Below are 23,382 nucleotides of genomic sequence, written 5' to 3'. Positions count from 1 at the left end.
TATTCAGTAGGGTGAATTGAAAATAAACGTTATAAACTCCGGTTTTATTTATTTCCCCCTTCTGATTGCGTCAGATATATACGGCACGCGTTTTCGCCCATGACTGCGTTAATATCCTCCAGCGATAAATGGGCAATCGCCGCCATCACGCACGTTCTCCAGCGCGGGTAGCCACCGGCCAGCTCGACCACCGGCCAGTCGCCGCCGAATAAACAGCGCTGCGGGCCAAATGCCGTTATCGCCTGCTGGATCCACGGCTGAAGCTGCTCGGGTTCCCAGCGCTGCCAGTCGGCTTGTGTCGGTAAACCGGATATTTTGCACGCCAGCAGAGGAAAGGCGGCCAGCGCGATAAATGTCTCCTGCCAGGTCTGCCACTGGTTATCAGCGATAGCAGGTTTCCCCATATGATCCAGCACCACGCGAGCATCAGGTGCGTGTTGATACAGCCACGTCAGTAAATCGTGAAGCGCAGTCAACTGAGAGGCCCTGACGCACATATCCAGCACAAAGCCCTCACGAGCGGCAGCCAGTAAACCGTCGCGATAATCGGTGTTGTAAAACAGCTCCAGGGGCTCGTTTTGCAAGGAGCGCCGGATCCCCACCACGCGCGGCAGTTCATGTAAATGACGCAGGTAAGGCACCACGGCATTGCCCGTTTCCAGCGGAGCCCAGGCGACAATACCGACAAGCTCAATGGGGCTGGTTTCCGCCTGCTGGTTTATCCACTCCACCTCCAAAAGCGCCTGCTGCGCAGCACAGTCGGCCTGAACCACAATCGCGGCATCCGGCGATTGAGCGGCTTTAGCCAGCTGCGCAGGCAAAAAAGACCGGTTAAGCGCCGGGAGATCGCGCAGCCAGTCGTAGTGCAGCACGCCCGGATCCCAGAGATGCAAATGGCTGTCGAGGATCTTCATTTTTGCGCCTTCCCACCGTTGCCCGGCAGCAGGTCCCAGCCAATATTCAGCACCGGGGCCATTAACTCATCGATTTTTGCGAGCAGCTCCGGATCCAGCGGCTGCGTACACCAGCGGATATTATCCAGCATATTGTCGGCGCTGGCGGTGCCGATCACCGTGGAGGCAATGCCGTTATCCGCCGCGGTGGTGAGTGCAAACTGCAGGGCGACCTGGGCAATATTTACGCCGTGGCTGTCGCACAATGTAGAAACTTTACGGCAGATAGCCTGCACATCCTGATGCGCCGGATGCCAGTCGGGCGCGCCGCCTCGGGTCAGCAGCCCCATCGAAAGCGGTGAGGCGTTGAGGACGCCGATACCTGCCTGATTCAAACGTTGTGCTACCGCCCCAAGCCGCCTGTCCTGTAAAGTCCAGGTGCAGTAGGCCATTACGCTATCCACTTTTTGCTCGCAGGCGACGCGTTCCAGCAGCGCCAGGTCGTAGCCGGTAACGCCAACGTGGCGCACGACGCCGCTCTCGCGCAGTTCGCGCAGTGTCGGCAGCCCTTCATCGAGCAATTGCTGCATGTCGCCATATTCAATGTCGTGACACTGAATCACGTCGATGTAATCACAGCCTAACCGGGTCAGGCTTTCGTCTACGCTGCGCAGGGTAGCCTCGCGGGAGAAATCCCACAGGCTGTCGCCATAGCGCCCGACCTTCGTCGCCAGGGTATAGCTGTCGCGCGGTACGCCTTTCAGCGCGACGCCCAGCGCGGTTTCCGCTTTGGTTAGCCCGTAATAGGGAGCGACATCGAAATAGTTCACGCCGTGGGCGAGAGCCGTCGCCACGGTTTCGTTGGCTTGCTGTTGCGACACCGGGTGATAGATGCTGCCCAGTGATGCCGCGCCCATCGCCAGCACCGGGACCTGAATCCCCGTGCGTCCAAAAGGTACTGTTTTCATTGTTTGTTCCTTATGATTAATCGTTGGCAGACGTCCGTAGGCTCAGGCGCAGCCCGGCGCGTTCGGGCCTGACGTGCGGGCCTTGTGCTATCGTCCAACTGCCATCGTTCTGCTGCTGTTGCAGCGCGTTTTCATCGATGGCGATCCCCAATCCCGGTTCATTGCCCAGCACGATACCGCCGTCTTCGATGCGCTGATCCACGCGTAGTCCGGTAGGGAAGCTGAGGTCCTGAATTTCGCAGCTCAGATGATTGCTTACCGCCGCTGCCGCGTGGGCCACCGGGTTGGCGTTGTAGCCCACCGGACTGACCGGCAGACTAAAGGCCTGCGCCAGGTTGGCCACGCGCAGAAAGTGGGTTATGCCCCAGCACATGCCCGCCTGAAGAACATCCACCGCGTTCTCTTTCAGCAGCGGCAGAAACTGTTCGAGGCCGGTAAGGTTCTCCCCGGTGGCGACCGCGCAGCGCACCTGTTGGCGGATCGCGGCGTGTCCGGCTGCATCCCAGCGGCGCACGGGTTCTTCGATCCAGCTCAGATCCAGTGCTTCCTGTAAACGGCTGACGTAGCGCACCGCCTGTTTGGCGCTCATCGACTCGTTAACATCAATCATTACCGCCGGAGAGGGGCTGTTGGTGAGATACACCTCGCGCACCGCCAGCAGGCGCTGTAAGTCCTCTTCAACGTCGAGACCGCCTTTGAGCTTGAAGGCGCTGAATCCACGCTCGGCAAAACGCTGATGCAGTGCGGTTAACGCCTCCAGCGGCAGTGGAAAATCCAGCCCCGACGCGTACCCGGGAACAAAAGGGCTTCTCGCGCCGAGCAGCCGCCAGAGCGGTTCCCCGGCACATTTGGCTTTCAAATCCCACAACGCCATATCAACCACGCCAATCGCGCCGAAAACGCTGCCCGCATGGCCGCTTTTGAAGACCCAGGCCTGCATCCGGTCGTAGAGCGCGGTGACCGCACGTGGGTCTTCGCCTTCGATAGCCGGAAAAATACGCTCAATATCCGCGTGTCCGCCAACGCCGATACCGCTAATGCCTTCATCGGTTTCGAGGATCAGCAGCGGAACTTCCGTTACGCCAGAGGTGAGGGTGCCGTTGACATCGCCAATCGGACGTCCCCAGCGATGCCAGGTTTTAATCGTGCGCCAGCCGGTGATTTTCATGCGCCTGACTCCTCTTTCTGCCGCGAGGTGCGTAAATCAATCACCATGCGTCCCTGGATGGCGCCGTTGTCCATCTCGTTGAAAATAGCGTTGATCTCTTCTAGCTTGCGAGTCTGTACTATCGGGCGAACGCGTCCGGCCAGCGCGTGCTGGAAAGCTTCCGCCAGATCCTGACGGGTACCAACCAGGCTGCCGACAATCTGAATACCATCGAGCACGGTTTTGACGATGTTCAGGTCAAGATCGCCCGGGGGGACTGCGACGCACACCACTTTGCCCCCGGCCCTGACGCTATTGACGGCCTGGTGAAAGGCGGCGCGCGCGACGGCGACCACCACGGCGGTATGCGCACCACCAGCGGTCAGCTCCTGAATGCGCGAGGGAACGTCGTCCCGGCTCGGGTTGAGGGTGATTTCTGCGCCGCACTCGCGGGCAAGCTCCAGCTTGTCGTCCTGTAAATCAATAGCGATAACGCGGGCGTTAAAGACGTTGCGGGCAAACTGGATCGCCATATTGCCAAGCCCTCCCGCTCCCCATATCGCCAGCCACTGCCCGGGGCGAACGCCGGAAACGCGAATGGCTTTATAGGTGGTGACGCCAGCGCAGGTGATGCTGCTGGCAACCAGCGGATCGAGGCCGTCCGGGACTTTAACCGCGTAGTCGGCTTTCACGATGCACTGTTCAGCCATTGCGCCATCGACGCTGTATCCGGCGTTTTTCACGCTGCGACAGAAGGTTTCCCGGCCGCTGACGCAGTATTCGCACACGCCGCAGCCTTCATAAAACCAGGCGATGCTCACCCGGTCGCCGGGCTTCAGACAGGTCACGTCATCGGCGACGGCGCGAACGATGCCGATCCCTTCATGGCCGGGAATGCGTCCCGGTACCGGGCCAAAATCGCCTTGCACGACGTGGAGATCGGTATGGCAGACGCCACAGCACTCAACGTCGACCAGCGCTTCACCGGAGACTAACGGGCGCACCGGCATCTGGCGAATCTCGACTTGACCGGGATGACTTTGACTCACTACAGCTGCTTTCATCATGACCTCCCGTCAGTTCAGTTGCGGCGTGACGTTATCGTTAATCCGCTGACGTCGGGCGACATAGGCGGGCAGGGGCTGTACGCCTGAAGCGTCGGTAAACCAGGCAAAAGGATCGGTGCTGGCGACGAGGGCGAAATTTGCCCATGGCTCGAACGATCCGGAACGGATAATCAGCTTGGCTTTGTGCGCGATGTCGTGGCATAGCGTTTCGTGGCTGGCGGCGAGAAACTCCGCGCCAGAGCCGGTATAGATAGTTTGTACTTCGCGATACAACTGCGGATGGCAGTCGCGCACTTCGCTGGCAAAATGCACCTCTTCAACGAAAATCTCTTTGCGCAAAACGCGCAGGATGTCACGGACATCAACCGTGCCGGGCCACAGACCAAGATCGATGCGATTCGCGCTGGCGGGAATTGGAAAACCGGCGTCGGTTACCAACACAATATCGGTATGGCCGAGGGTCGCCAGGGCAGCGGCAAGTTCAGGGTGTAAGATTCTATCGGGTCTCATTATTGTTATTCCTCGGTCACGGCATGCGATTGCAAGAAGGCATCGACGTCGGTGCGGTATTTGTAAGAGGGCACGGTTTCCCAGTCAGAGCAGCACAGCGCTGCGGTGGCGTTGGCAAACAGGGCCGCTTCGCTTATCGGCTGACCTTCGTCCAGCGCCACCGCAAGGGCAGCGTTGAAGCTGTCGCCCGCGCCGTTGCTGTCAACCACCTCAACCAGACAAGGGGGAATTTCCTGCGTGGTTTGCGGGCCGAATACTGCGGATCCCGCATCGCCCAGCGTCATCACCACATAACGGCAACCCGTTTCCAGCAGCATGCTGGCGATTTCCCGGTTGCTACGAGCGTCGTCCGGCGCCAGGCCCAGCGCCACGCGCGCTTCGGTTTCATTGGGGGTGAGGTAGTCGATCGCGCTCAGATCGAGACCGCGGAGATCTCTGGCCGGCGCGGGGTTAAGAATGGTGATTTTATCCAGCGACTTTGCGCGTCTCAGCCCGTAGAGCGCGGTTTCCAGCGGAATTTCCAGCTGGGCTAGCGCCACGCCGCAGCTTTTGATTTGATGCAGGGCGTTATCTACCAGCGCCGGGGTAAAGAGTTTGTTCGCTCCCATATCCACGACGATGACGTTACGGGCTTCTTTATCTTTAATAATCAAGCCAGCTCCGGTCGGCAATTCGGTGGTCAGAGTGAGACCATCGATATTGATCCCTTCCTCCAGCATCAATTCAACGAATTCGGTGCCAAAAGTATCTTTACCCACCACGCCGCTATAGACCACGTCAGCTCCCAGGCGGGCAGCCTGAACCGCCATATCGGAGCCTTTTCCTCCCCAGGTCTGGCGGAAGTCATGCCCGATTAGCGTCTCACCAGCCAGCGGAATGCGCTCGGCGGTCATCACCAGGGCTTTTGCATAACTGCCGAGAATAAATACACTCATCACATACTCCTTAAATTGTGCGGGTGTGGTACCGCCATTTCCGGCGGTACCGTTCGGTTAATAGGCGTTGATGTCGCCGACCAGACCTTTCACCAGCTCGGGTCCTGAGCTGGTGCCAACCAGCTCTGCGCCTGCGACGAACATCTCTTTCATCTTCTCCAGAGTGTTCACTTTACCGGATACTTTGACCCGGCAAGGGGCCTGGATATTGGCTTTGAGAAGTTGAACATCTTCTACCGTTGCCGCGCAGCCGCCTTTGCCCCAGCCGCTGGATTGTTTCACCCAATCAATACCTGCTTCATAGGCGTAGCGAGTGGCTTTGATTTTCATCGCCTCTTCGGTGATAAAACCGAACTCCAGCATTGCCTTCACTTTCATTCCCAGGTCGTGGGCGATGTGGGTGACTTCCTTCAGTTCATTGAAATAGAGGTCATCCATTCCGCCGAGTAAAAAGCCTGGGTTCGGTGGGAAATCAAATTCATCTGCGCCTTCTTTGGCCAGTTCTCTCACCACGGCGACTTTCATGGCCGTTGTGTCGTTGGCCTGAGGGAAGTTCACGGTGGTGGCGACGCGAATACCGGTTCCTTTCAATACATCTTTGGCGACGGAGACCCAGCACGGTGCGATCATCGCCGCATCGAACTGATACTCCATGCAGACATTCAGATGCTGAATCAGTCCTTCACGGGTTAAGTCCGGGTTGACGTTGGTGAACTGAATGGCCTTCGCGACCTGACGGGGATCATTAAAATCGATCATGTACCACTACTCCTGTTGGCTGAAAAAACATACGTTACGATGTGAATGACATGGGCTTACTGTAAGGAGGTGGCAGAAAAGGCGTGATAGGCAAGAATCCCGACCATATGGACAGAATTTTCAGACGCAGAATTTTGTGAAGTAGTTGGCAAAATTGAGTGGGTGGTGGGTGGGTTGTTAATCGCCACCATTTAATGTTATGTTATAACATATATTAAAAGGCATTATAAAAAATGTGACTATTTAGCTTTCCTTTTAAATGATAATGATTATCATCTTTTCTGAGTGGTGAAAGATAAAAAAATTGAGTGTTTCAGCAATCCACTCTGCTGCTAATGGAGGAGACTTTGACAACCTGCTGTACGGCTATTGACCCGGTGCTCAGCGTCAATATTGCATCATTACCGCGTCCCGGAGGCGGGGAACTCCTCTCCAGTGTCCATTTTGAAGCCAAAAAGGGTGAGTGTCTGGCGGTCATTGGGCCAAACGGCAGCGGTAAAACCTCGCTGCTGCGGGCGATCGATCGAGAACTGACCACGCTGAATGGCGACATCCTGCTGTTCGGACGCCCCATAAGCGAACTGTCGCGACAGCAGCGCGCTAAGCAGATTGCGGTGCTCGCGCAGAATGATACCCCCGATATGAGGCTGGCTCTTGAGGATTACGTCGCTCTCGGGCGCATTCCCCACGCCCGTGATATGTCCCATCGTGAACACGAAGCCATCGTGACCAGCGCCATTAACGATACCGGGTTGCAGAGGTTCCGAAAGCGTTCGCTGTCTGCGCTTTCCGGCGGAGAAAGGCAACGAGCGGCGCTGGCTCGGGTGTTGGCTCAGTCACCCGCGTTGGTGTTGCTGGATGAGCCAACTAACCATCTGGATCCTCCTGGCCGGGTGGAACTGCTTTCGCTGGTAAAAAGTAAAGGAATCACAGTGGTGGCGGTGCTGCATGATTTATCGCTGGTTGAGTCTTTTGCCGATCGCGTTTTGCTTTTGTCGCAAGGGCGTGCGGTGGCCTGGGATATACCGGAGCGGGTACTTGTCTCTGAACAGCTTTATCCCGTTTTCGGCTTGACCTGTTTTACTGTACCGCACCCTGATACGGGTAAGGCTCTGCGTATTTTTGAAGTTCCAGGCTATGCCTGATGAATATATGAGGATCGTAATGAATAAGTGGCTTGTTGGTATTATTGCTATTATGTCGGTTACTGCGGTGCACGCTGCTGATTATCCGGTAACCATTGAGAGTTGCGGAATGCCAGTGACATTCACGCAAGCGCCAAAGAGGGCGGTGATCCATGATCTTAATATGTCTGAAATGGCTTTCGCACTCGGTTTACAGGACCGCATTGTTGGGCTAACCGGTATTAGCGGTTGGTATAAAATGACGCCGGAATTTAAAAAGGCGATGGGATCAATTCCCGAACTGGCCCCTAAATACCCTTCACTGGAAACGTTGCTGGCGGTGAATCCCGATTTCTTTTTCGCGGGCTGGAATTACGGTATGAAAGTGGGCGGCGAAGTGACGCCAACCGTCCTTGATAAATATGGCATTAAGACTTTCGTATTAAGTGAAAGCTGCGTTTTTACTTCTGGCGATAAACGCAAAGCGAGCATGGATTTGCTGTATAACGATGAGCTGACGCTGGGTAAGATTTTCGGCAAGCAGAAAGAAGCGCTGGTGTTAGTCGACGGCTGGAAAAAAACGCTGAGTACGTTGCCAAAATCGCCGCAGGGCGCTCAACCGTTGAAAGTGTTTGTTTATGATTCGGGCGAGGATAAACCCTTTACCAGCGGTCGCTACGCTATGCCAACGGCGATTATTGAAGCGGCCGGAGGTAAAAACGTGATGGACGGGCTGGATATTAGCTGGGGGACGACCTCGTGGGAGAGCGTTGCGACGGCGGAACCGGACTTTATTATTCTCCTGGATTATCAGACCGGCAGCGGGGCGGATATGCTTCGTCATTTCCTGGAAAATCACCCGTTAATGAAGATGACACCTGCGGTGAAGCATCAGCGTTATCTGAAGTTGCAATACGCTGAGTTGACCCCGGGGCCGGCCAATATTAAAGCGGTAGAGAAGCTGGCGCACGCGATGTACCCGACGGCGAACCAATGACCTTTTCTGCATACCGTTACCATTGGGCAATATGGGGTGCGCTGGTTGTTTTAGCTGGGTTAATGCTGCTTAGCGTTGCCAAAGGCAGCGTACCGTTATCGCTGATTCAGGTTCTGGGCGCATTAGGGCTCATGGACGTTCCAGTCTCTGAGATGGTCAGGCGCATTGTGATTGATCTACGCGTCCCGAGAACGCTGCTCGCCGTACTCACGGGAGCTGTTCTGGCGATGGTGGGGGGACTGCTGCAAACCACCACCCGCAACGATCTGGCCGATCCCTTTTTATTCGGTCTTTCCTCCGGCGCATCGGCGGGGGCGGTACTGGTGATCACCCGATTTGGCGAGCGGCTTGGCGCACTCACGCTACCGGTATCGGCGTTTGTCGGCGGGATCTGTTCCGCCGTGGCGGTGATGCTGCTGTTTCATTTTAAAAAACAGCGCGGTGCTGAACATCTGGTTATCTGCGGGCTGGCTATTTCCTTTTTATTTGGTGCGCTGACCAGCTATCTGATCTTCTCCGGCGATCAGCGGGCCGCCAGTTCGGTGCTGTTCTGGTCGCTGGGAGGGCTGGGGCTAGCGCGTTGGGATAATCTGCCTTATGCCATATTTAGTCTGCTGTTTCTCGGCGCTTTTGTCCTGCTACGTTGGCGTTCGCTGGATGGTTTGCTGGCCGGTGAACAGACCGCGCAATCATTAGGCATTAACGTCAGCCGCCTGCGGATGGAGGTTTTCTTCTGCTGCGCGCTGGCTACCTCTTTGCTGGTGGCGTTAACTGGAGTAATTGGTTTTATCGGGTTGATGGTGCCGCATATGTGCCGCTATTTTTCCGGCGTTAAGCATCTGCTGCTGCTTCCTTTATGCGGCCTGTGGGGAGCGGTGCTTTTATGCGGTGGCGATATTGTCAGCAGGACGTTGCTGGCCCCGCAGGAGCTGCCAATTGGCATTATCACTGCGGGAATCGGCGGCCTGTTTATTATTATGTTGTTGGCCAGAAACCGCTCGTGAACTCATCAACGCCAGGTCATCCCCTGGCGTTTTCAACAGCCCTCGGCAAAAGAACGCACCTTATCCCGTCTAAACGAATCGCAAACAACTATTCAGAAGACGGATGGTAAATTCACATTCCTCCAGAGTAAGATGTCGAGAACTGGGTTTATGTTTTGATAAATCATTTTTTTTAATTCTATTTATTAGATATCATCTCTTTTACAGAGTGTTGTGCTGATTTTATCTATCACACTGATTGTTAATGAGAAAAATCTTAAAAGGATTGGGCGGTTTGTCAGCCTGCACAGGACCATGGTGACATTATATGGTTTGAGTTATTGAGGGATTTTTCTGAAAACTGGTTGTCTGGACATTAAATATTAAACAAACTTATAATTCACCCACTTCACTCATGGGTATATCCCCATGGCGCGTATTATACGCATTTCTATAAAGGATTATTTAGCTTTCGTGAGGAAAAGGGATGTTAACTATTTTCAGCCACAATCATTTTTTCAAAAAAGCCATGCGGCTGAAAATAAATGATATAAAGGCGGTCAGACAGGTGAATCTGGTTGACCTGTGCTTGACAACCTACACATCTGGTCACAACGCGCAGTTTCATTTTCTTATCAATAGCTTTGAAATGAAGAAGAATTTTGTCTGTTTTAAAGTTGAAGATAATATTATTTGCTTGATAAACAAAAGACGCACGGCTCATATTGCTAACATAATATCCAGAGTCACTGATGGCATTCCCGTGGGTGAGGATATTTGCTTAACGGAGAGAGAGTTTCAGTATATTTTTATTATGAAATTTAATTTACTGGCAAAAGATTACCCCGATCTACTTGGCGTTTCGCCAAAAGTTTATAGTAACTATAAAAGAAAATTAATCGAAAAGTTTGGCTTTAACTCATTTCATTCGCTCTTGGCATTATCTCATTATTTACATGCATCCTCGATGATCGATAAATTTATGCCGTGAAGACGATTTCCGCACCAGTGTGGCCCATTGATTCTGCGATGCTGCTGGAATAGTGAACATCAAAGTGTTGCACAACGGACCTGGCTTCCGTAAATTCATGGATATGAACCTTGTCCGCATATGGAAAATATCATGGATGTGACCGCACTGAAGAAAACCACCCTGACCGAACAGATTATGGAGCAGATAGCCTCGCAGATCACCTCCGGAAAGCTGAAGCCTGGGCAGCGTTTGCCGAATGAACGGGCGATGGGTGAGATGTTCAATGTCACGCGCAGCCGGGTTCGCGAAGCGCTGCGCGCACTGTCGCTGATTGGGCTTATCGAGATAAAACCAGGCGATGGCAGCTATGTTTCTGAGAACAAACCACAACTGCCTGAAGAGACGATGACCTGGATCTTCCATAAGGAGATTCACAACCTCGATGAAATTTATGCGGCGAGGAAGCTTATAGAAGAAGAGGTTTACCTCACCGCGATTACTGCAGTGACTCACGATGACCATATCCGTTTTCAGGCGATAATTGACCAGATGGCGGAGCTGATTTCGCAGGATGGTCAGCCGGAGGCCTATCACCAGTTGCTTGATGAGTACGATCTGCTGATGGGACGCCTGTGCGGCAACCAGATTTATGACAAGTTAATGCAGACTATCGTGATGCTGCGTAAGGATTTTTCGCGCAAATTACTGAATGCCGACGGTGCCATGGCGCACAGCTTTAAGCTGCGACTGAATATTCATGAAGCCTTTGTTCTGCGGGATAAGGTTCAGTTGCGTAAAAATCTGAAGTCGTTCTATCAGTCTTCGCGCAAATTCTACGATCGCATCGCGGATAATAAAGACAATTAATATGGCCAAAGTTAAATCTGCTGAAAGATCGTTTCGTCTTCTGGAGTTGATTGCCAGCCACCGCGAGGGGCTGAGTTTCACTGACCTGCAAACCAGTCTCGACATCCCCAGAAGCTCCGCCCACAGCCTGATTCAGGAATTTCTTGATAACGACTACCTGTTGTATATGCCGGATACACGGCTATATCACGCGGGTCTGGCGCTGATAAAAATCGCCGCTAACTGCATTGAGAGCACTGACCTGGTTCGCGATCTGCGGCTGCTAACCGCCTTTTTGAGTAAGCGTCTAGGCAAAACCAGCCACGCGGCGATTCTCGATGGTAAGCAGGTGGTCTATCTGGCAAAAGCGCTGGCTCAGGACGACCTCTCACTGATGCGGCATATTGGCAACCATCTCCCGGCGCACTGTACCGCCGTTGGCAAAGTGCTCCTTAGCCAATATCGTGATGAAGACCTTGTGCAGTTGTATGGCGACGCGCCGCTGGAAAAAATGACGGTGGACTCAATAAGTTCGTTACCGGTGTTGCTGGCCGAACTGCGCCAGGTACGCGAGCAGGGTTACGCGATTGAGCAACGGGAGGCCAATGAACGCGCGGCCTGCGTTGCGCTACCTATTTATTCCTCAAATGGCAAAATGGTGGCGGCTTTTAGCGTGACGTTTCTTGCTTACGAATGGGAATCACTGGTGCTGGAGGACATTCTGCCAGTGATGAAAGAGTGCCGGATACTGGCGCAGTAGTCGCTGTATCCCCCCGGGTCGCGGCCGTATTCAGCCGTCTGCGATCCCGTAGCTCGGGCAAGGCGCTTGCGCCGCCCCCGGGAGAAAGGCCGCAGGGGAGCAGAATTTCCCGGAGGCGATGCTGCGCATCTGTCCGGGCTACCAGCCTTCAGCCGTCTGCGATCTTGTAGCCCGGGCAAGGCGCTTGTGCCGCCCCCGGGAGAAAGGCCGCAGAGTGTTGCAGAATTGCCCCGGAGGCGATGCTACGCATCTGTCCGGGCTACCCGTCTTCAGCCGTCTGCGATCTTGTAGCCCGGGCAAGGCGCATGCGCCGCCCCCGGGAGAAAGTCCGCAGGGGAGCAAAATTTCCCGGAGGCGATGCTGCGCATCTGTCCGGGCAACCTGCCTTCAGCCGTCTGCGAGCCCGTAGCCCGGGCAAGGCGCTTGCGCCGCCCCCGGGAGGAAGGCCGCAGGGGAGTAGAATTTCCTGGAGGCGATGCTGTTTGTGGCATGATCATCCCGGATTATGTGCGCCAAGCGGTGGTGCGCCCACTGTGCTGGTGAAGATCTCGCCGTCGATTTTTATCGGACAGCGGGTGGTTTGCAGGGTTTTCCCGCTCTGCAAACGCACTTCTTGTAGCATCTTCAGCGACTGAAAACCTTCGCTGGCAATGAGCTGCTCCCAGTCCATCACTCGCGCGCACCAGATATCCTCCGCTTCCAGAATACTCAACCACTCCTCGCTCTTTTTGTGCCGCAAATGTTCGAGCAAAATTTGCTTGATCTCATCTCGCCGGGTAAACCACTGCTGCGGCTCGTTAAATTCCAGCAGCGCGGTGCAGCCCAGCAAATTTCCCAGCCGGGGGATGGGGGCCATCGCCAGCGCAATAAAACCATCGACGGTGGGATAAATACCGTAAGGCGCCGAAATATAGGCATTGGCGTTATTGACCGCGCTTCTCACTGGCGGCTGTCGTCCATCGTTCAGCCAGGTGGTGAGAACCTCAAACTGCAAATCGAGGATAGCGTCCAGTAAACTCACCTGAACCAGGCATCCTGTGCCGGTTCTTGCCCGCTGTACCAGAGCGGTCATCAGGCCCTGAACCAGATATTCCCCGGCGAAAATATCGCAGACGGACAGCCCAAAAGGGAGCGGCGGCTGATCCCGGTTGCCGTTGAGCCAGCACAGACCTGAGAGCGCCTGCACCAGCAAATCCTGACCGGGACGCGAAACCCAAGGGCCGCTGTCGCCGTAGCCGGAAATTTCACCGTATATCAGACCGGGATTGATCTCCCGTAGCGACGCATAGTCCAGGCCAAGCCGCGTTGATACGCCCGGACGGTAATTAAAGATGACCACATCTGCCTGCTCGAGAAGCGGGCGCAGCCTGCTTTTCTGCGCGGCGTCTTTTAGATTCACGGTGACGCTTTTTTTATTGCGGTTAATCGCGTGGAATAACGAACTATCGCCATCAATTTGTAGTTCGGAAATGTAGAGCTTGCGGCAGATGTCGCCGCCATCGGGGTTCTCGATTTTGATTACGTTGGCCCCAAGGTCGGCAAGCCGAAGCGCAGCCGACGGGCCGGAAAGAAACTGGCTGAAATCCAGTACATTAATACCTGACAGTGGTTTCATTTCTCTGCCTCCCGTAGATGAAAATCGGCCTGAATTTGTGCGCTACTTGCGCCTAACGCTGGAGCCGGGCGGGAAGAAGAGGCGCGTGCGCCATTAAAGCGCAGCGGGGATTTCAGCATCGCGATCGTGTTGCCGTCCTCAAGTTTGACATGCTGGATCATATCCAGCGCCTGGAATCCCTCGCTTGCCGTCAGCGTTTGCCAGTCGCAAACTTCAGCGCACCAGTAACCCGCTTCCTCAAGTTGGGTGACCCAAAACGCGGCGCTATCTGTCGCCAGAATCCCGGCAATCACCTGCTTGATCTCATCCCGACGGCTGAACCATTCGTCCGGTTTGCGATATTCGGCGAGCGCTGGAGAACCCAAGATTTCTCCCAATTCAACCACTGAGCCCATAGCGAGCGCGATATAGCCCTGTTGCGTAGGATAAATACCGTAAGGCGCGGCGAGATAAGCATGGGCGTTATTTTCCGCGCTACGACAAGGCGGTTGATGTCCGTCGTTGAGCCAGGTGGTCAGTACTTCGAACTGCATGCTGAGCAGCGACTCCATCAGGCTGACCTCAACACGTCCACCAAGCTGAGTTTTCCCCCGACGAATCAGGCAGGCGAGGATCCCCTCGACCAGATGTGCACCGGCAAGTGAATCGGCAACCGAGAGCGCGAACGGCGTCGGCGGCTGGTCCTGATTGCCGTTGAGCCAGGTGAGCCCCGACATGGCCTGCACCAGCAGATCCTGACCGGGTTTTTTAACCCACGGCCCCTCGGTCCCGTATCCGGTCACGGATGCATAGACCAGACGAGGATTGAGCGCCTTTACCTGTTCATAGCCAAGACCGATTTTGTCCATCACGCCGGGCCGAAAATTTTCGATAAGAACATCGGCCTGCGCGATCAACTGCTTAACCGCAGCCAGCTCCTGGGGCTCTTTCAGATTTGCCGTGTAGCTCTCTTTACCGCGATTAATAGTATGAAAAAGCAGGCTGTCATTATTAATCCACTGATTATTAAGGCTCAGGTTTCTGCTGGCATCCCCACCCTGAGGACGTTCCACTTTGATGACCCTGGCCCCCATATCCGCCAGGCGCAGCGCAGCGGAAGGCCCGGCCAGAAACTGGCTGAAATCCAGTACCACTAAACCTGTTAAAGGAAGCATAGTTACCCCATTAAGCCGCGTGATTTTTGATAAAGCGCGTTCAGGTGGGCAAAGACAGCAGCACTGTTGCCACCGTGCATCACATACTCCTGAACCACATCACCAGCGTGATCCTGAAAGTTCAAAAAGCCGCTGTAGCGCGGACGCTTTGCTGAGCGATCAAGAGTGGGAAGGGTGTCGATGAAGAAATCCAGACTGCGGCGATTTACCTCTTTATCAAGCCAGGCCCCGCGATGGCCCGGCTGACCGCCGTTATCAAAGAAGAGGGTTTTCTGTACCTCTGCCGAGGCGGTATAGCTGGCATAGGCGAGGGCAGCCTCTTGATGCGGACATTTCGCGGAAATGGCCAGTCCCGTCCCGCCAAGCACGGTTTTCAGCGGCTCGCCGTGCCAGGAGACCACATCGGTCGCCTTCAGCAGGTGGCGAGCATATCCGGCGCGGGAGTAATTTGAATAGCCATAGGCGAAGGGGCAGTAGCTCCACTCATCACGGGTCGAAAGCTGTTCGTGAACGGCGATAGGGTCGTAGTCAAAAATCTCTTTTGAACAGTGGCTGGCCAGTTCGCGCAGCGCTTCAAGCGCTTCGATGCCGGTATCGCGGTGGGTAATATTTTCCTCGTCAAACCAGGTGCCGCCGCGGGTGGCGCAGAGCATCAGAAAATCCATCAACAAGTTGATCGGGATCCCGGCGTAAATCACTTTGCCGCTGCGGGCAAGGCTGAGTAAGTCTTGCCAGGTTGCTGGCAGGGCGAACTGCCCTTGTTGCAGATGATCGGGCCGATAGACCGCGACAGGCGTGGCCGCATCAATGGCGAGGGCGCTTTGAAAACCGTTAAATAGATAGCTTTCGTGGGAGCCGCCTACCGAATTAGCCGCCTGATCGTCAAGATACGCTTTTGGTAAATGGTTTTGCAGAGGCAAAAGGATCGCTTTCTCCGCGACAAAGCCCGCCCACGGATGGTCAATAACCAGCAGGTCGTAATGCCGCGCCAGTTCATCCAAATCGCCATCGGCGAAGGCCTGCAATGAACGTTTTTCCCATAAAATTTCGATGTCGGGATGCAGTTCGCTAAACCGCTGTGCGGTTGCGACAACGGATGTGAATCCGCGGCTATGACCCCAGGTAATGCCCCTCAACGTCACCATAACAACTCCTTTTTGCAATGAACTTCACATAAAATTGGTACTACCGCACTACCATTGAGTCACAGCTACTGATACTTTTGTAGTCAGATTAGGTGAATTTGTGATCAGCATTGAAAAATAATAATTGAAGTTTTATTTCGATTGACCATTAAAAAAACGAGAGTTAGTTTTCGATTAGTTTTTATTTGTGGCCATTAATTCACATATATGAACAAAACAATGAGGATAATCCTTGAGTAAATAATCTAATTAACAGGAGATGCTCTATGCTAGCGGGATTTTTTGTATTGATGATCGCTTGTATGTTCCAGGGAAGCTTTGGGCTGGGGATGAAAAATTACCGGCCATTTTCCTGGGAAGCCTTTTGGGTGATATTTTCTATTATCGGCATACTGATCATTCCTATTGTCTGGACGTGGATTGAAGTTCCAGGATTTTTAAAATACATCCTGATGACGCCCGGTTGGATTTTAGCTATCGCCGCCGCCTGCGGTTTTCTTTGGGGTATTAGTGCCATCTGGTATGGTAAAGGCATTGATAATATTGGCATGTCGTTAACCGTCGGGATTAATACCGGGGTAGGGTGCTCACTCGGTTCGCTAATTCCGTTATTTATCCTTAACAAAATACCACCTGCTAACTCAATGAGCTGGCTGCTGGCCGGAATGGCGGTGATGCTAATTGGCGTAGGGGTTATCACCAAAGCCGGTATTCTCAAAGATAAAGAGTCAAAGCAGGATGCTTCGCGGGTCAAAAACGATAAATTTGTCAGCGGGCTATTGATGGCGCTGGCCTCGGGATTTGGTACCGCGGCGATGAACGTCGGCTATACCTACGCCAGTCGGGCCAGCGCGCTGGCAGTGGAAGATGGTATCAATCCGGTGAGTGCTAGCCTGATTGCTTACGTCATCGTTTTTGCCTCCGGCGGCTTCATATCCAATATCGGCTATGCGCTGTGGGTATTGAGAAAAAACAACACGTTCAGCGACTTCGCCCGCCCAGGTTCTTCCTTTGCATGGTTTAAAGCATTACTGACCGGGGGGATCTGGTTTGCCGCATTAGGGTTATATGCCAAGTCCACGGCGCTGCTGGGCGAGCTGGGGCCGGTCATTGGTTGGATAGCGTTCCTCTCCGGGGCGCTGATTATTTCCAACGCCTGGGGACTCAAAACAGGTGAGTGGCAAGGTTATGAAAAACCAAAAAAAGTTATGCTGCTGGGTAACGTTATTCTGGTTCTATCCGTCGTTATCGTTGGATATGCCAACGGATTAGCATAAAGAAGAGGATAAAGAGATGACAACACAACTGAACATGCCGCAAAACAGTAAACCTATCGTCATTATTGGTGCTGGCGGTATTGTCACTGACTCACATTTACCCGCGTATCGCAAAGCCGGATTCCGGGTTCTTGGTCTGTATGACCGGGATTATCAGAAAGCACAAAGCGTGGCTTCGCAGTGGGATATTCCTCATACCTGCCAGACGATTGAGGAGCTGGTATCGCTGGCGAGATCCGAAGACTGCGTATTTGATATCGCCGTACCGGCCTCAGAAATTTTGCCGATTTTACAGAAACTCCCTTCGCAGGTTGGCGTATTGATTCAAAAGCCGATGGGCGAATCCATTGAACAGGCGAAAGCCATTCTTGATTGTTGTCATGAGAAAAATATTACCGCTGGCATTAATTTCCAGCTACGTCGCGCCCCCTTTATGATCGCCGCGAAGAAAATGATTGATGAAGGTCTGCTTGGCGATATTCATGACGTTGAAATGCGAGTTATTTGTCAAACGCCGTGGAATCTTTGGAAGTTTCTTTTTGAGAAAGAACGGATGGAGGTTAACTACCACAGCATACATTATATCGACGCGATTCGTTTCTTCCTTGGCGACCCCCAGTCCGTTTATTGTAAAACCATGAAGCATCCTAAAATGATGGAGCTGGCGCAAACTCGTTCATCGATTATCATGGACTATGGCGATGTTATTCGTGCCAATATTCATACTAACCATGGTCATGATTACTCCCCGGATAAACAGGAGTGTTTCTTCAAAATAGAAGGCACTAAAGGGGCTATTAAAATCCAGATTGGGGTTATTTTAAATTATCCGCAGGGCGCTGACGATAAATTTGAATTCATTCTTGATGATGGTAAAGGGTGGCGAACGTTAGCAATTGAAGGGACCTGGTTCCCGGATGCCTTTATTGGTCCGATGGCGGGGCTACAGTGCAAACTTGAAGATCCAAATTATATCTGGCTTAACGACATCAATGACGCCTGGAAAACCATGTGCGTGGTGGAAGCCTGCTACCAGTCAACCGCTAGCGGTGCGACAGCGGTGAAATACTGATTACTACGGGAGGTCTGGCATGTTGCACATTACCGATACGCATCTTCATCTATGGGATCTGTCGCGCTTTCGTCTGCCTTGGCTTAGTGCGGTTCCGGCGTTGAATCATGATGTTAGCTGGCAGGATTATCGCGCGCGGGTTGACCAGGAAAAGTGGTGTATCGACCGGGCGCTGTACGTCGAGGTTGACGTCGCGCCCGAGCAGCGAGATGAGGAGAGCCTATTTCTGCACGAACTCTGTGAAGATCAGGCGAATTTTGTCGAGGGCGGCATTATCTCCCTCGACCTGCAACAGCCAGATGCGGTCTCACGCTGGCTTGACGCCGGTAAGTACCATACGGCGATCAAAGGCGTGCGTCATGTTTTGCATGTTGCCAGCCAGCTGCCTGGCGCCTGCCTGACCTCTGATTTTCTCAATAATGTTAATGCGCTGGGTAAAGCAGGGCTCTGCTTTGAGGTCTGCCTACGTAATGAAGATCTGGCGGATGCGGTGGCGCTGACGGAACGGACGTCAACGACCCTAGTGCTAAATCATATGGGCAATGTTGATAGTGCCCGGCTGATGGAGGAGGCGACCTACGCGGCGAACTGGCGGCAACGTTTGCAGGCGCTGGCGCAGCAGCCACACGTCTGGTGCAAAGTCTCTGGGGTCAATATTCCCGCTGATGGTGATATCAGTCTGGTACGTCCGGCCGTTGAGCAGTGTCTGGAGATCTTTTCCGCCGACAGGATCGTCTTTGCCAGCAATTTCCCGGTCTGCTTACTGAATACCGGACTGATCCCGTGGGTCGATACGCTAATGCACATTACCGAAGGGCAGGGCCGCGCCTGGCAAGAGAACTTTTTTAGCCACAATGCACACGAACTCTATCGGTTGAGGGAAGCATGACGCGCAGGCGTCTTTGACCGATATCTTTTAGAACATCAGGAGTGACACATGAGTACGAAATTTAGCGGCATTATTCCCCCGGTCCCTACGTTGTTTGATGAGCACGAGCAGTTGGATCGTCCGGCGATGTCGCGACTGATTGACCATCTGCTTGCCAGCGATGTGGATGGACTCTTTTTTCTCGGCAGCGCGGGCGAATTCGCCCATATGTCAGATAGCCTGCGCCTGGAGGTGATGCAGTTTTGCATTGAGTACGTTGCGGGACGTAAGCCGGTACTGATTGGCATCTCACACTCGGGAACTCAGGCAACCCTCGAATTTGGCCGTAAAGCGCTGGAGGCTGGTACCGACGGCGTGGTAGTGATCAACCCATGGTACAACCCGTTGGGCGATGAATATCTGTTCGAGCATTTCCGCTATATCGCCGAACAGTTGCCGGTACCAATCGTGTTGTATAACTTCCCGGCGCTGACCGGCCAGTCGATCCCTGTTTCCTGTATCCAGCGTCTGGCGCTGGAATGCCCGAATATCGTGGGTCTGAAGGATACCGTTGATACCTTAAATCATATTCGCGAAGTGATTCATGCGGTGAAACCGCTGCGCCCGGATTTTGCTGTGTTCTCCGGATATGATGAATATCTGTTTGGCACCCTGATTTTAGGCGGCGACGGCGCGATCCCCGCCAGCGCGAACTTTGCCCCGGAGCTGACCTGCGGCATTTTTCAGCACTGGCGTAACGGGGAGCTGAGCGAAGCGGTCGCGTTGCAGCAGCGGTTGTCCTGGATCCCACCGCTCTACGGCCTGGATGTGCCTTTTTATAACGTCATTAAATACGCATTACAGCTTATCGGCCTTGATGTGCCGGTGAATTCGTTGCGCCCGACCGGACCATTAAGCGAAGAGCGGAAAATTAAAGTTCGTGAGGTGCTGAAGCAAAGCGCCATTATCTAATCAATTTACGAGGGATAATATGAAAACTATTCAACGTTTCGGTGGTGTTATTCAGGTTAAACCTGAAAAGTATGCTTATTATGCGCAACTGCATGCTAATCCCTGGCCTGAAGTGAATGCCATGATTAAAGCCTGTAACATTTCAAACTACTCTATTTATTTTAAAGATGGCTGGCTGTTCAGCTATTACGAATATCACGGCGATGATTATCAAAAAGATATGGCGAAGATGGCCGCAGACCCGGTAACACAGCGTTGGTGGGACGAGTGCATTCCGTGCCTGACGCCCCTGGAAACCAGGAAGGAAGGGGAACTATGGGCATCAATGGAAGAGGTTTACCACCTGGAGTAACCGCCTGAAGAGGTATGAATTATGTTTATTGATAAATATTTCGAAGATTTTTCCCTGTCTGAATGTCGGACAACAACGGGGCGCACCATCACCGAAAGCGATATTGTTATTCACGCCGGGCAGACCGGCGACTTTTATCCCCATCATATGGATGCCGAGTGGTGTAAAACTCAGCCTTTTGGCCAGCGTATTGCCCACGGTACTTTAACCTTTGCCGTCGCCGTTGGCATGACGGCTGGCGTTATTAATTCCAAAGCGATGACCTATGGCTATGAAAAATTGCGTTTTCCGCATCCGGTTTTTATTGGCGATACCATTCGGGTCAATATTTCTATTAGCGAAATGAAAGATCACCCGCGTAATGAGAAATACGGCTTTGTAACGGAAAAGCTGGAGGCCGTGAATCAGCGCAACGAGTGCGTCATGGCGACACAGCATGTGCTGCTGGTTGAAAAACGGAATATTGGCGAATAAAAGTACGCGCCTGTCCGGACCTACGACTACCGCATAACATGTTGATATTGTGGTGTTGTAGGCCGGATAAGGCGTTAGCCGTTATCCGGCAGAAAGACCTACCCAATGCGTGTTGGTTATTTATTTAATAACATGACCGATCATTTGAATAAAACGCAACTGCTTACCCGTCTTTTCATCTCCCCTGGTCATATCGGCTGCGGCAAACACATTTTCGCACTTCTGCCACTCCAGCCACGCCTGGCGACCGGAGGTCATGTGGCGACACTGGCTGATGGTCAAATATTGGCTCTTAGACCACACAGAGCGCCAGCGGTCGGTGGTCAGGAGATTCACGCCGCTATCAATAAGAGAACGCATTTCAGGGAGTGCTTCTGCGTTTTGAGTACGCAACCCCGGGATAATGACGGCCACCATACCGCCATTTTTGATATACGGCGCGATGCATTGATCAAAAAAAGAGCTACCGGTGCCAAAGTAGTGCCAGGCGTTAATACTGACAACCGCATCAAAAGCGTCGCGAGCGAAGATCCCGAGTCCTGGGGAGGTGCTGATGTCGAGATTGATGGGCGTAATTTTGTTCTCCATGCCAGCGGAAGCGAAGCGACGGGCATTATCATCAGCGTTAACCCACAAATCCGCTGCCACAACTTCGACGCCAAATTCGGTTGCCAGATACATTGATGACAGCCCCGTACCACAGCCCAGATCGAGAATACGCATGCCTGGCCAAAGTTCCAGGGAACGGCTGAGTTCCTCTACCAGTCTCAGCACATTCGGCCCCATCATATTCTGATTAAGATAATCTCTCGGGCAATTTTCTGGACTAAATTTATTCATTACTAAAGCCATCCCTTAAAAATACTGTAGCTGACGTCCCTTTCACAGAAATACTAAACAAACCTTAAACAGTGGTGGTATAATGTTTTGAAGTTTTGTAAAAAAGTCTAAATAAAGCTAGCAATAAAAATCAGACAAAATCAAATCAGGGTAGAAAACTCCGAATATACCGTTTGAAAGCCAATGTGGCGAATTAACTCGTTTATATATAGGATTTTTCCAGGTCAAAATTTAAATCATAACTTATTGATTTAACGGTAATTTAACAAAATTAAATGTTTAATTCATCTTATCATTAGAATTTCCTTATGTGAATACCTGTATTTTAGTTGAACATTCTACTTTTGCAGGTTGAAAGGATTCTGATTCAGAATAATTGCGTGTTGGCAGTGCGATTAATTGACGTGCGTCAATTAACAACCACCACCTCTGTCACAATTACGGTTTTTGGTATAAAAACAAGGAACTTTTCATTTCAAGTCGTCTTGAGAATTATCGCATAATGGATCCGCTCAGAAGGCATCTGAGATTTGATATTCTTTTAATAAATAATAGTTAGGGACGAAATAATATGAAATTAAAATTACTAACAGTGGCCGTCTCTACACTTCTTGCTGCAGGAACTTTGCAGGCAGCTGAAGTGTATAACAAGGACGGAAACAAACTCGACCTCTACGGGAAAGTGACCGGCCTGCATTATTTCTCCGACGATAAAGGTGAAGATGGCGACCAGACCTACGCGCGTCTCGGCTTTAAGGGTGAAACTCAAATCACCGACCAGCTGACCGGTTACGGCCAGTGGGAATATGAATTCAGCGCCAAAAACGTTGAAGGCAACAATTCCGGAGACAAAACGCGTCTCGCGTTCGCGGGCCTGAAGTTTGGCGAATATGGTTCTCTGGACTATGGCCGTAACTATGGCGTCGCCTATGATATCGGTGCATGGACCGATATGCTGCCAGAGTTCGGTGGTGATACCTGGACGCAGACGGATGTCTTCGCCACCGGTCGTACCACAGGCGTTGCGACTTACCGTAACAACGGGTTCTTTGGTCTGGTCGACGGCCTGAACATTGCCGCACAGTATCAGGGCAAAGAAGAAGGTCGTGATCTGGCGAAACAACATGGTGATGGTTGGGGTCTGTCTTCAACTTATGAGTACGAAGGATTTGGCGTAGGTGCGGCCTATGCGGCTTCCGACCGTACCGATGCTCAGGTTAAAGCTGGTCGTGATTATCCAAACGCCTACGCTCGTGGTGAAAAAGCGGAAGTGTGGGCTGCTGGTCTGAAGTACGATGCCAACAACATCTACCTGGCGACCACCTATGCTGAAACCCGCAATATGACCAAGTTCGGTGACGGCTATATTGCTAACATGGCACAAAACTTTGAAGTGGTTGCCCAGTATCAGTTCGATTTTGGTCTGCGTCCATCCATCGCCTACCTGAAATCAAAAGGTAAAGATCTGGGCCGCAACGGCGACCAGGATCTGGTTGAGTACGTTGATGTAGGCGCGACTTACTACTTCAATAAAAACATGTCTACCTACGTAGACTACAAAATCAACCTACTGGATGACAATACGTTCACCAAAGCTGCCGGTATCAGCACCGACAACATTGTTGCTGTAGGTCTGACCTACCAGTTCTAA

At 52.6% G+C, this 23,382-nt stretch carries 24 protein-coding genes; 13 read left to right on the top strand and 11 right to left on the bottom strand.

The window, feature by feature from the left end; genetic code table 11:
* Nucleotides 1-44: 44 nt before the first annotated feature.
* From ACMYSL_RS15165 to deoC, 7 genes are read right to left on the bottom strand one after another with little or no spacing between them, the layout of a single operon-like run.
* The gene (locus ACMYSL_RS15165) at nt 45-914 is read right to left on the bottom strand and encodes an amidohydrolase family protein (RefSeq protein ID WP_434658946.1); all 870 of its coding nucleotides are present in this window, start codon (nt 912-914) and stop codon (nt 45-47) included.
* A complete protein-coding gene (locus ACMYSL_RS15160) occupies nt 911-1,861 on the bottom strand; it encodes an aldo/keto reductase (RefSeq protein ID WP_220471426.1) in 951 nt (316 codons plus the stop codon). Before ACMYSL_RS15160 ends, ACMYSL_RS15165 begins: the two co-directional genes overlap by 4 nt.
* Nucleotides 1,862-1,877: 16 nt before the next feature.
* Nucleotides 1,878-3,029: a mandelate racemase/muconate lactonizing enzyme family protein gene (locus ACMYSL_RS15155; RefSeq protein ID WP_434658945.1), complete on the bottom strand. Its 1,152-nt coding sequence runs from the start codon at nt 3,027-3,029 to the stop codon at nt 1,878-1,880.
* The gene (gene adhP, locus ACMYSL_RS15150) at nt 3,026-4,072 is read right to left on the bottom strand and encodes an alcohol dehydrogenase AdhP (RefSeq protein WP_434664103.1); all 1,047 of its coding nucleotides are present in this window, start codon (nt 4,070-4,072) and stop codon (nt 3,026-3,028) included. The genes ACMYSL_RS15155 and adhP overlap by 4 nt, the downstream gene beginning before the upstream one ends.
* 12 nt (nt 4,073-4,084) lie before the next feature.
* The gene (gene rbsD, locus ACMYSL_RS15145) at nt 4,085-4,585 is read right to left on the bottom strand and encodes a D-ribose pyranase (RefSeq protein WP_142513723.1); all 501 of its coding nucleotides are present in this window, start codon (nt 4,583-4,585) and stop codon (nt 4,085-4,087) included.
* Nucleotides 4,586-4,590: 5 nt separating this feature from the next.
* Nucleotides 4,591-5,520, bottom strand: coding sequence for a ribokinase (locus ACMYSL_RS15140; protein ID WP_182238547.1), 930 nt, complete (start codon nt 5,518-5,520; stop codon nt 4,591-4,593).
* A gap of 57 nt (nt 5,521-5,577) precedes the next feature.
* Nucleotides 5,578-6,279 carry a deoxyribose-phosphate aldolase gene (gene deoC / locus ACMYSL_RS15135; protein WP_110274695.1) on the bottom strand — a complete coding sequence of 234 codons (702 nt, stop codon included), beginning with the start codon at nt 6,277-6,279 and terminating at the stop codon, nt 5,578-5,580.
* 335 nt (nt 6,280-6,614) lie between these two features.
* Between deoC and ACMYSL_RS15130 the strand changes: the two genes are divergently transcribed.
* The 6 genes from ACMYSL_RS15130 to ACMYSL_RS15105 all read left to right on the top strand — a co-directional run bounded on the left by ACMYSL_RS15130 (nt 6,615) and on the right by ACMYSL_RS15105 (nt 11,962).
* Nucleotides 6,615-7,424, top strand: a complete 810-nt coding sequence (locus ACMYSL_RS15130; protein WP_434664101.1) for an ABC transporter ATP-binding protein — start codon at nt 6,615-6,617, stop codon at nt 7,422-7,424.
* A 19-nt stretch (nt 7,425-7,443) separates the two neighbouring features.
* The gene (locus ACMYSL_RS15125) at nt 7,444-8,400 is read left to right on the top strand and encodes an ABC transporter substrate-binding protein (protein ID WP_434658944.1); all 957 of its coding nucleotides are present in this window, start codon (nt 7,444-7,446) and stop codon (nt 8,398-8,400) included.
* Nucleotides 8,397-9,404: a FecCD family ABC transporter permease gene (locus tag ACMYSL_RS15120; protein WP_434658943.1), complete on the top strand. Its 1,008-nt coding sequence runs from the start codon at nt 8,397-8,399 to the stop codon at nt 9,402-9,404. Before ACMYSL_RS15125 ends, ACMYSL_RS15120 begins: the two co-directional genes overlap by 4 nt.
* A gap of 466 nt (nt 9,405-9,870) precedes the next feature.
* Nucleotides 9,871-10,374, top strand: a complete 504-nt coding sequence (locus ACMYSL_RS15115; protein WP_434658942.1) for a hypothetical protein — start codon at nt 9,871-9,873, stop codon at nt 10,372-10,374.
* A gap of 132 nt (nt 10,375-10,506) precedes the next feature.
* Entirely contained in the window at nt 10,507-11,223 is a 717-nt protein-coding gene (locus tag ACMYSL_RS15110; protein ID WP_434658941.1) for a FadR/GntR family transcriptional regulator, read from the top strand.
* A gap of 1 nt (nt 11,224) precedes the next feature.
* Complete coding sequence (locus tag ACMYSL_RS15105) at nt 11,225-11,962, top strand: IclR family transcriptional regulator (RefSeq protein WP_434658940.1); 738 nt, start codon at nt 11,225-11,227, stop codon at nt 11,960-11,962.
* Between the two features lie 493 nt (nt 11,963-12,455).
* Here ACMYSL_RS15105 and ACMYSL_RS15100 read toward each other — a convergent pair whose 3' ends face one another.
* From ACMYSL_RS15100 to ACMYSL_RS15090, 3 genes are read right to left on the bottom strand one after another with little or no spacing between them, the layout of a single operon-like run.
* Nucleotides 12,456-13,577, bottom strand: coding sequence for a CaiB/BaiF CoA transferase family protein (locus tag ACMYSL_RS15100; RefSeq protein WP_434658939.1), 1,122 nt, complete (start codon nt 13,575-13,577; stop codon nt 12,456-12,458).
* Complete coding sequence (locus ACMYSL_RS15095) at nt 13,574-14,731, bottom strand: CaiB/BaiF CoA transferase family protein (protein WP_434658938.1); 1,158 nt, start codon at nt 14,729-14,731, stop codon at nt 13,574-13,576. The genes ACMYSL_RS15100 and ACMYSL_RS15095 overlap by 4 nt, the downstream gene beginning before the upstream one ends.
* A 2-nt stretch (nt 14,732-14,733) precedes the next feature.
* Entirely contained in the window at nt 14,734-15,876 is a 1,143-nt protein-coding gene (locus ACMYSL_RS15090; protein WP_181486273.1) for an extracellular solute-binding protein, read from the bottom strand.
* A 266-nt stretch (nt 15,877-16,142) separates the two neighbouring features.
* On the opposite strand from ACMYSL_RS15090, the gene ACMYSL_RS15085 reads away from it, so the two are divergent.
* Genes ACMYSL_RS15085 through ACMYSL_RS15060 form a run of 6 tightly spaced genes read left to right on the top strand, consistent with a single transcriptional unit; the run spans nt 16,143 to nt 20,891 of the window.
* Nucleotides 16,143-17,153, top strand: coding sequence for an L-rhamnose/proton symporter RhaT (locus ACMYSL_RS15085; protein ID WP_110274674.1), 1,011 nt, complete (start codon nt 16,143-16,145; stop codon nt 17,151-17,153).
* Nucleotides 17,154-17,169: 16 nt separating this feature from the next.
* Complete coding sequence (locus ACMYSL_RS15080) at nt 17,170-18,225, top strand: Gfo/Idh/MocA family protein (RefSeq protein WP_182238565.1); 1,056 nt, start codon at nt 17,170-17,172, stop codon at nt 18,223-18,225.
* A 19-nt stretch (nt 18,226-18,244) separates the two neighbouring features.
* Nucleotides 18,245-19,114, top strand: a complete 870-nt coding sequence (locus tag ACMYSL_RS15075) for an amidohydrolase family protein (protein WP_434658937.1) — start codon at nt 18,245-18,247, stop codon at nt 19,112-19,114.
* Nucleotides 19,115-19,162: 48 nt separating this feature from the next.
* Nucleotides 19,163-20,065 carry a dihydrodipicolinate synthase family protein gene (locus ACMYSL_RS15070; RefSeq protein WP_434658936.1) on the top strand — a complete coding sequence of 301 codons (903 nt, stop codon included), beginning with the start codon at nt 19,163-19,165 and terminating at the stop codon, nt 20,063-20,065.
* Nucleotides 20,066-20,084: 19 nt separating this feature from the next.
* The gene (locus tag ACMYSL_RS15065; RefSeq protein WP_434658935.1) at nt 20,085-20,417 is read left to right on the top strand and encodes an L-rhamnose mutarotase; all 333 of its coding nucleotides are present in this window, start codon (nt 20,085-20,087) and stop codon (nt 20,415-20,417) included.
* A 21-nt stretch (nt 20,418-20,438) separates the two neighbouring features.
* Nucleotides 20,439-20,891, top strand: a complete 453-nt coding sequence (locus ACMYSL_RS15060; protein WP_142513740.1) for a MaoC/PaaZ C-terminal domain-containing protein — start codon at nt 20,439-20,441, stop codon at nt 20,889-20,891.
* Nucleotides 20,892-21,011: 120 nt separating this feature from the next.
* On the opposite strand, the gene ACMYSL_RS15055 is transcribed toward ACMYSL_RS15060, so the two are convergent.
* A complete protein-coding gene (locus ACMYSL_RS15055) occupies nt 21,012-21,665 on the bottom strand; it encodes an SAM-dependent methyltransferase (protein ID WP_304258994.1) in 654 nt (217 codons plus the stop codon).
* Nucleotides 21,666-22,302: 637 nt separating this feature from the next.
* Here ACMYSL_RS15055 and ompC point away from each other — a divergent pair.
* On the top strand, nt 22,303-23,382 hold the full coding sequence (gene ompC / locus ACMYSL_RS15050; protein ID WP_434658934.1) for a porin OmpC: 1,080 nt from the start codon (nt 22,303-22,305) through the stop codon (nt 23,380-23,382).

The organism is Klebsiella sp. MISC125 (assembly GCF_051131775.1).
Taxonomy (GTDB): domain Bacteria; phylum Pseudomonadota; class Gammaproteobacteria; order Enterobacterales; family Enterobacteriaceae; genus Klebsiella.
The sequence above is the reverse complement of the archived record's forward strand: the minus strand, read 5'-3'. Positions and strand labels throughout refer to the sequence as shown.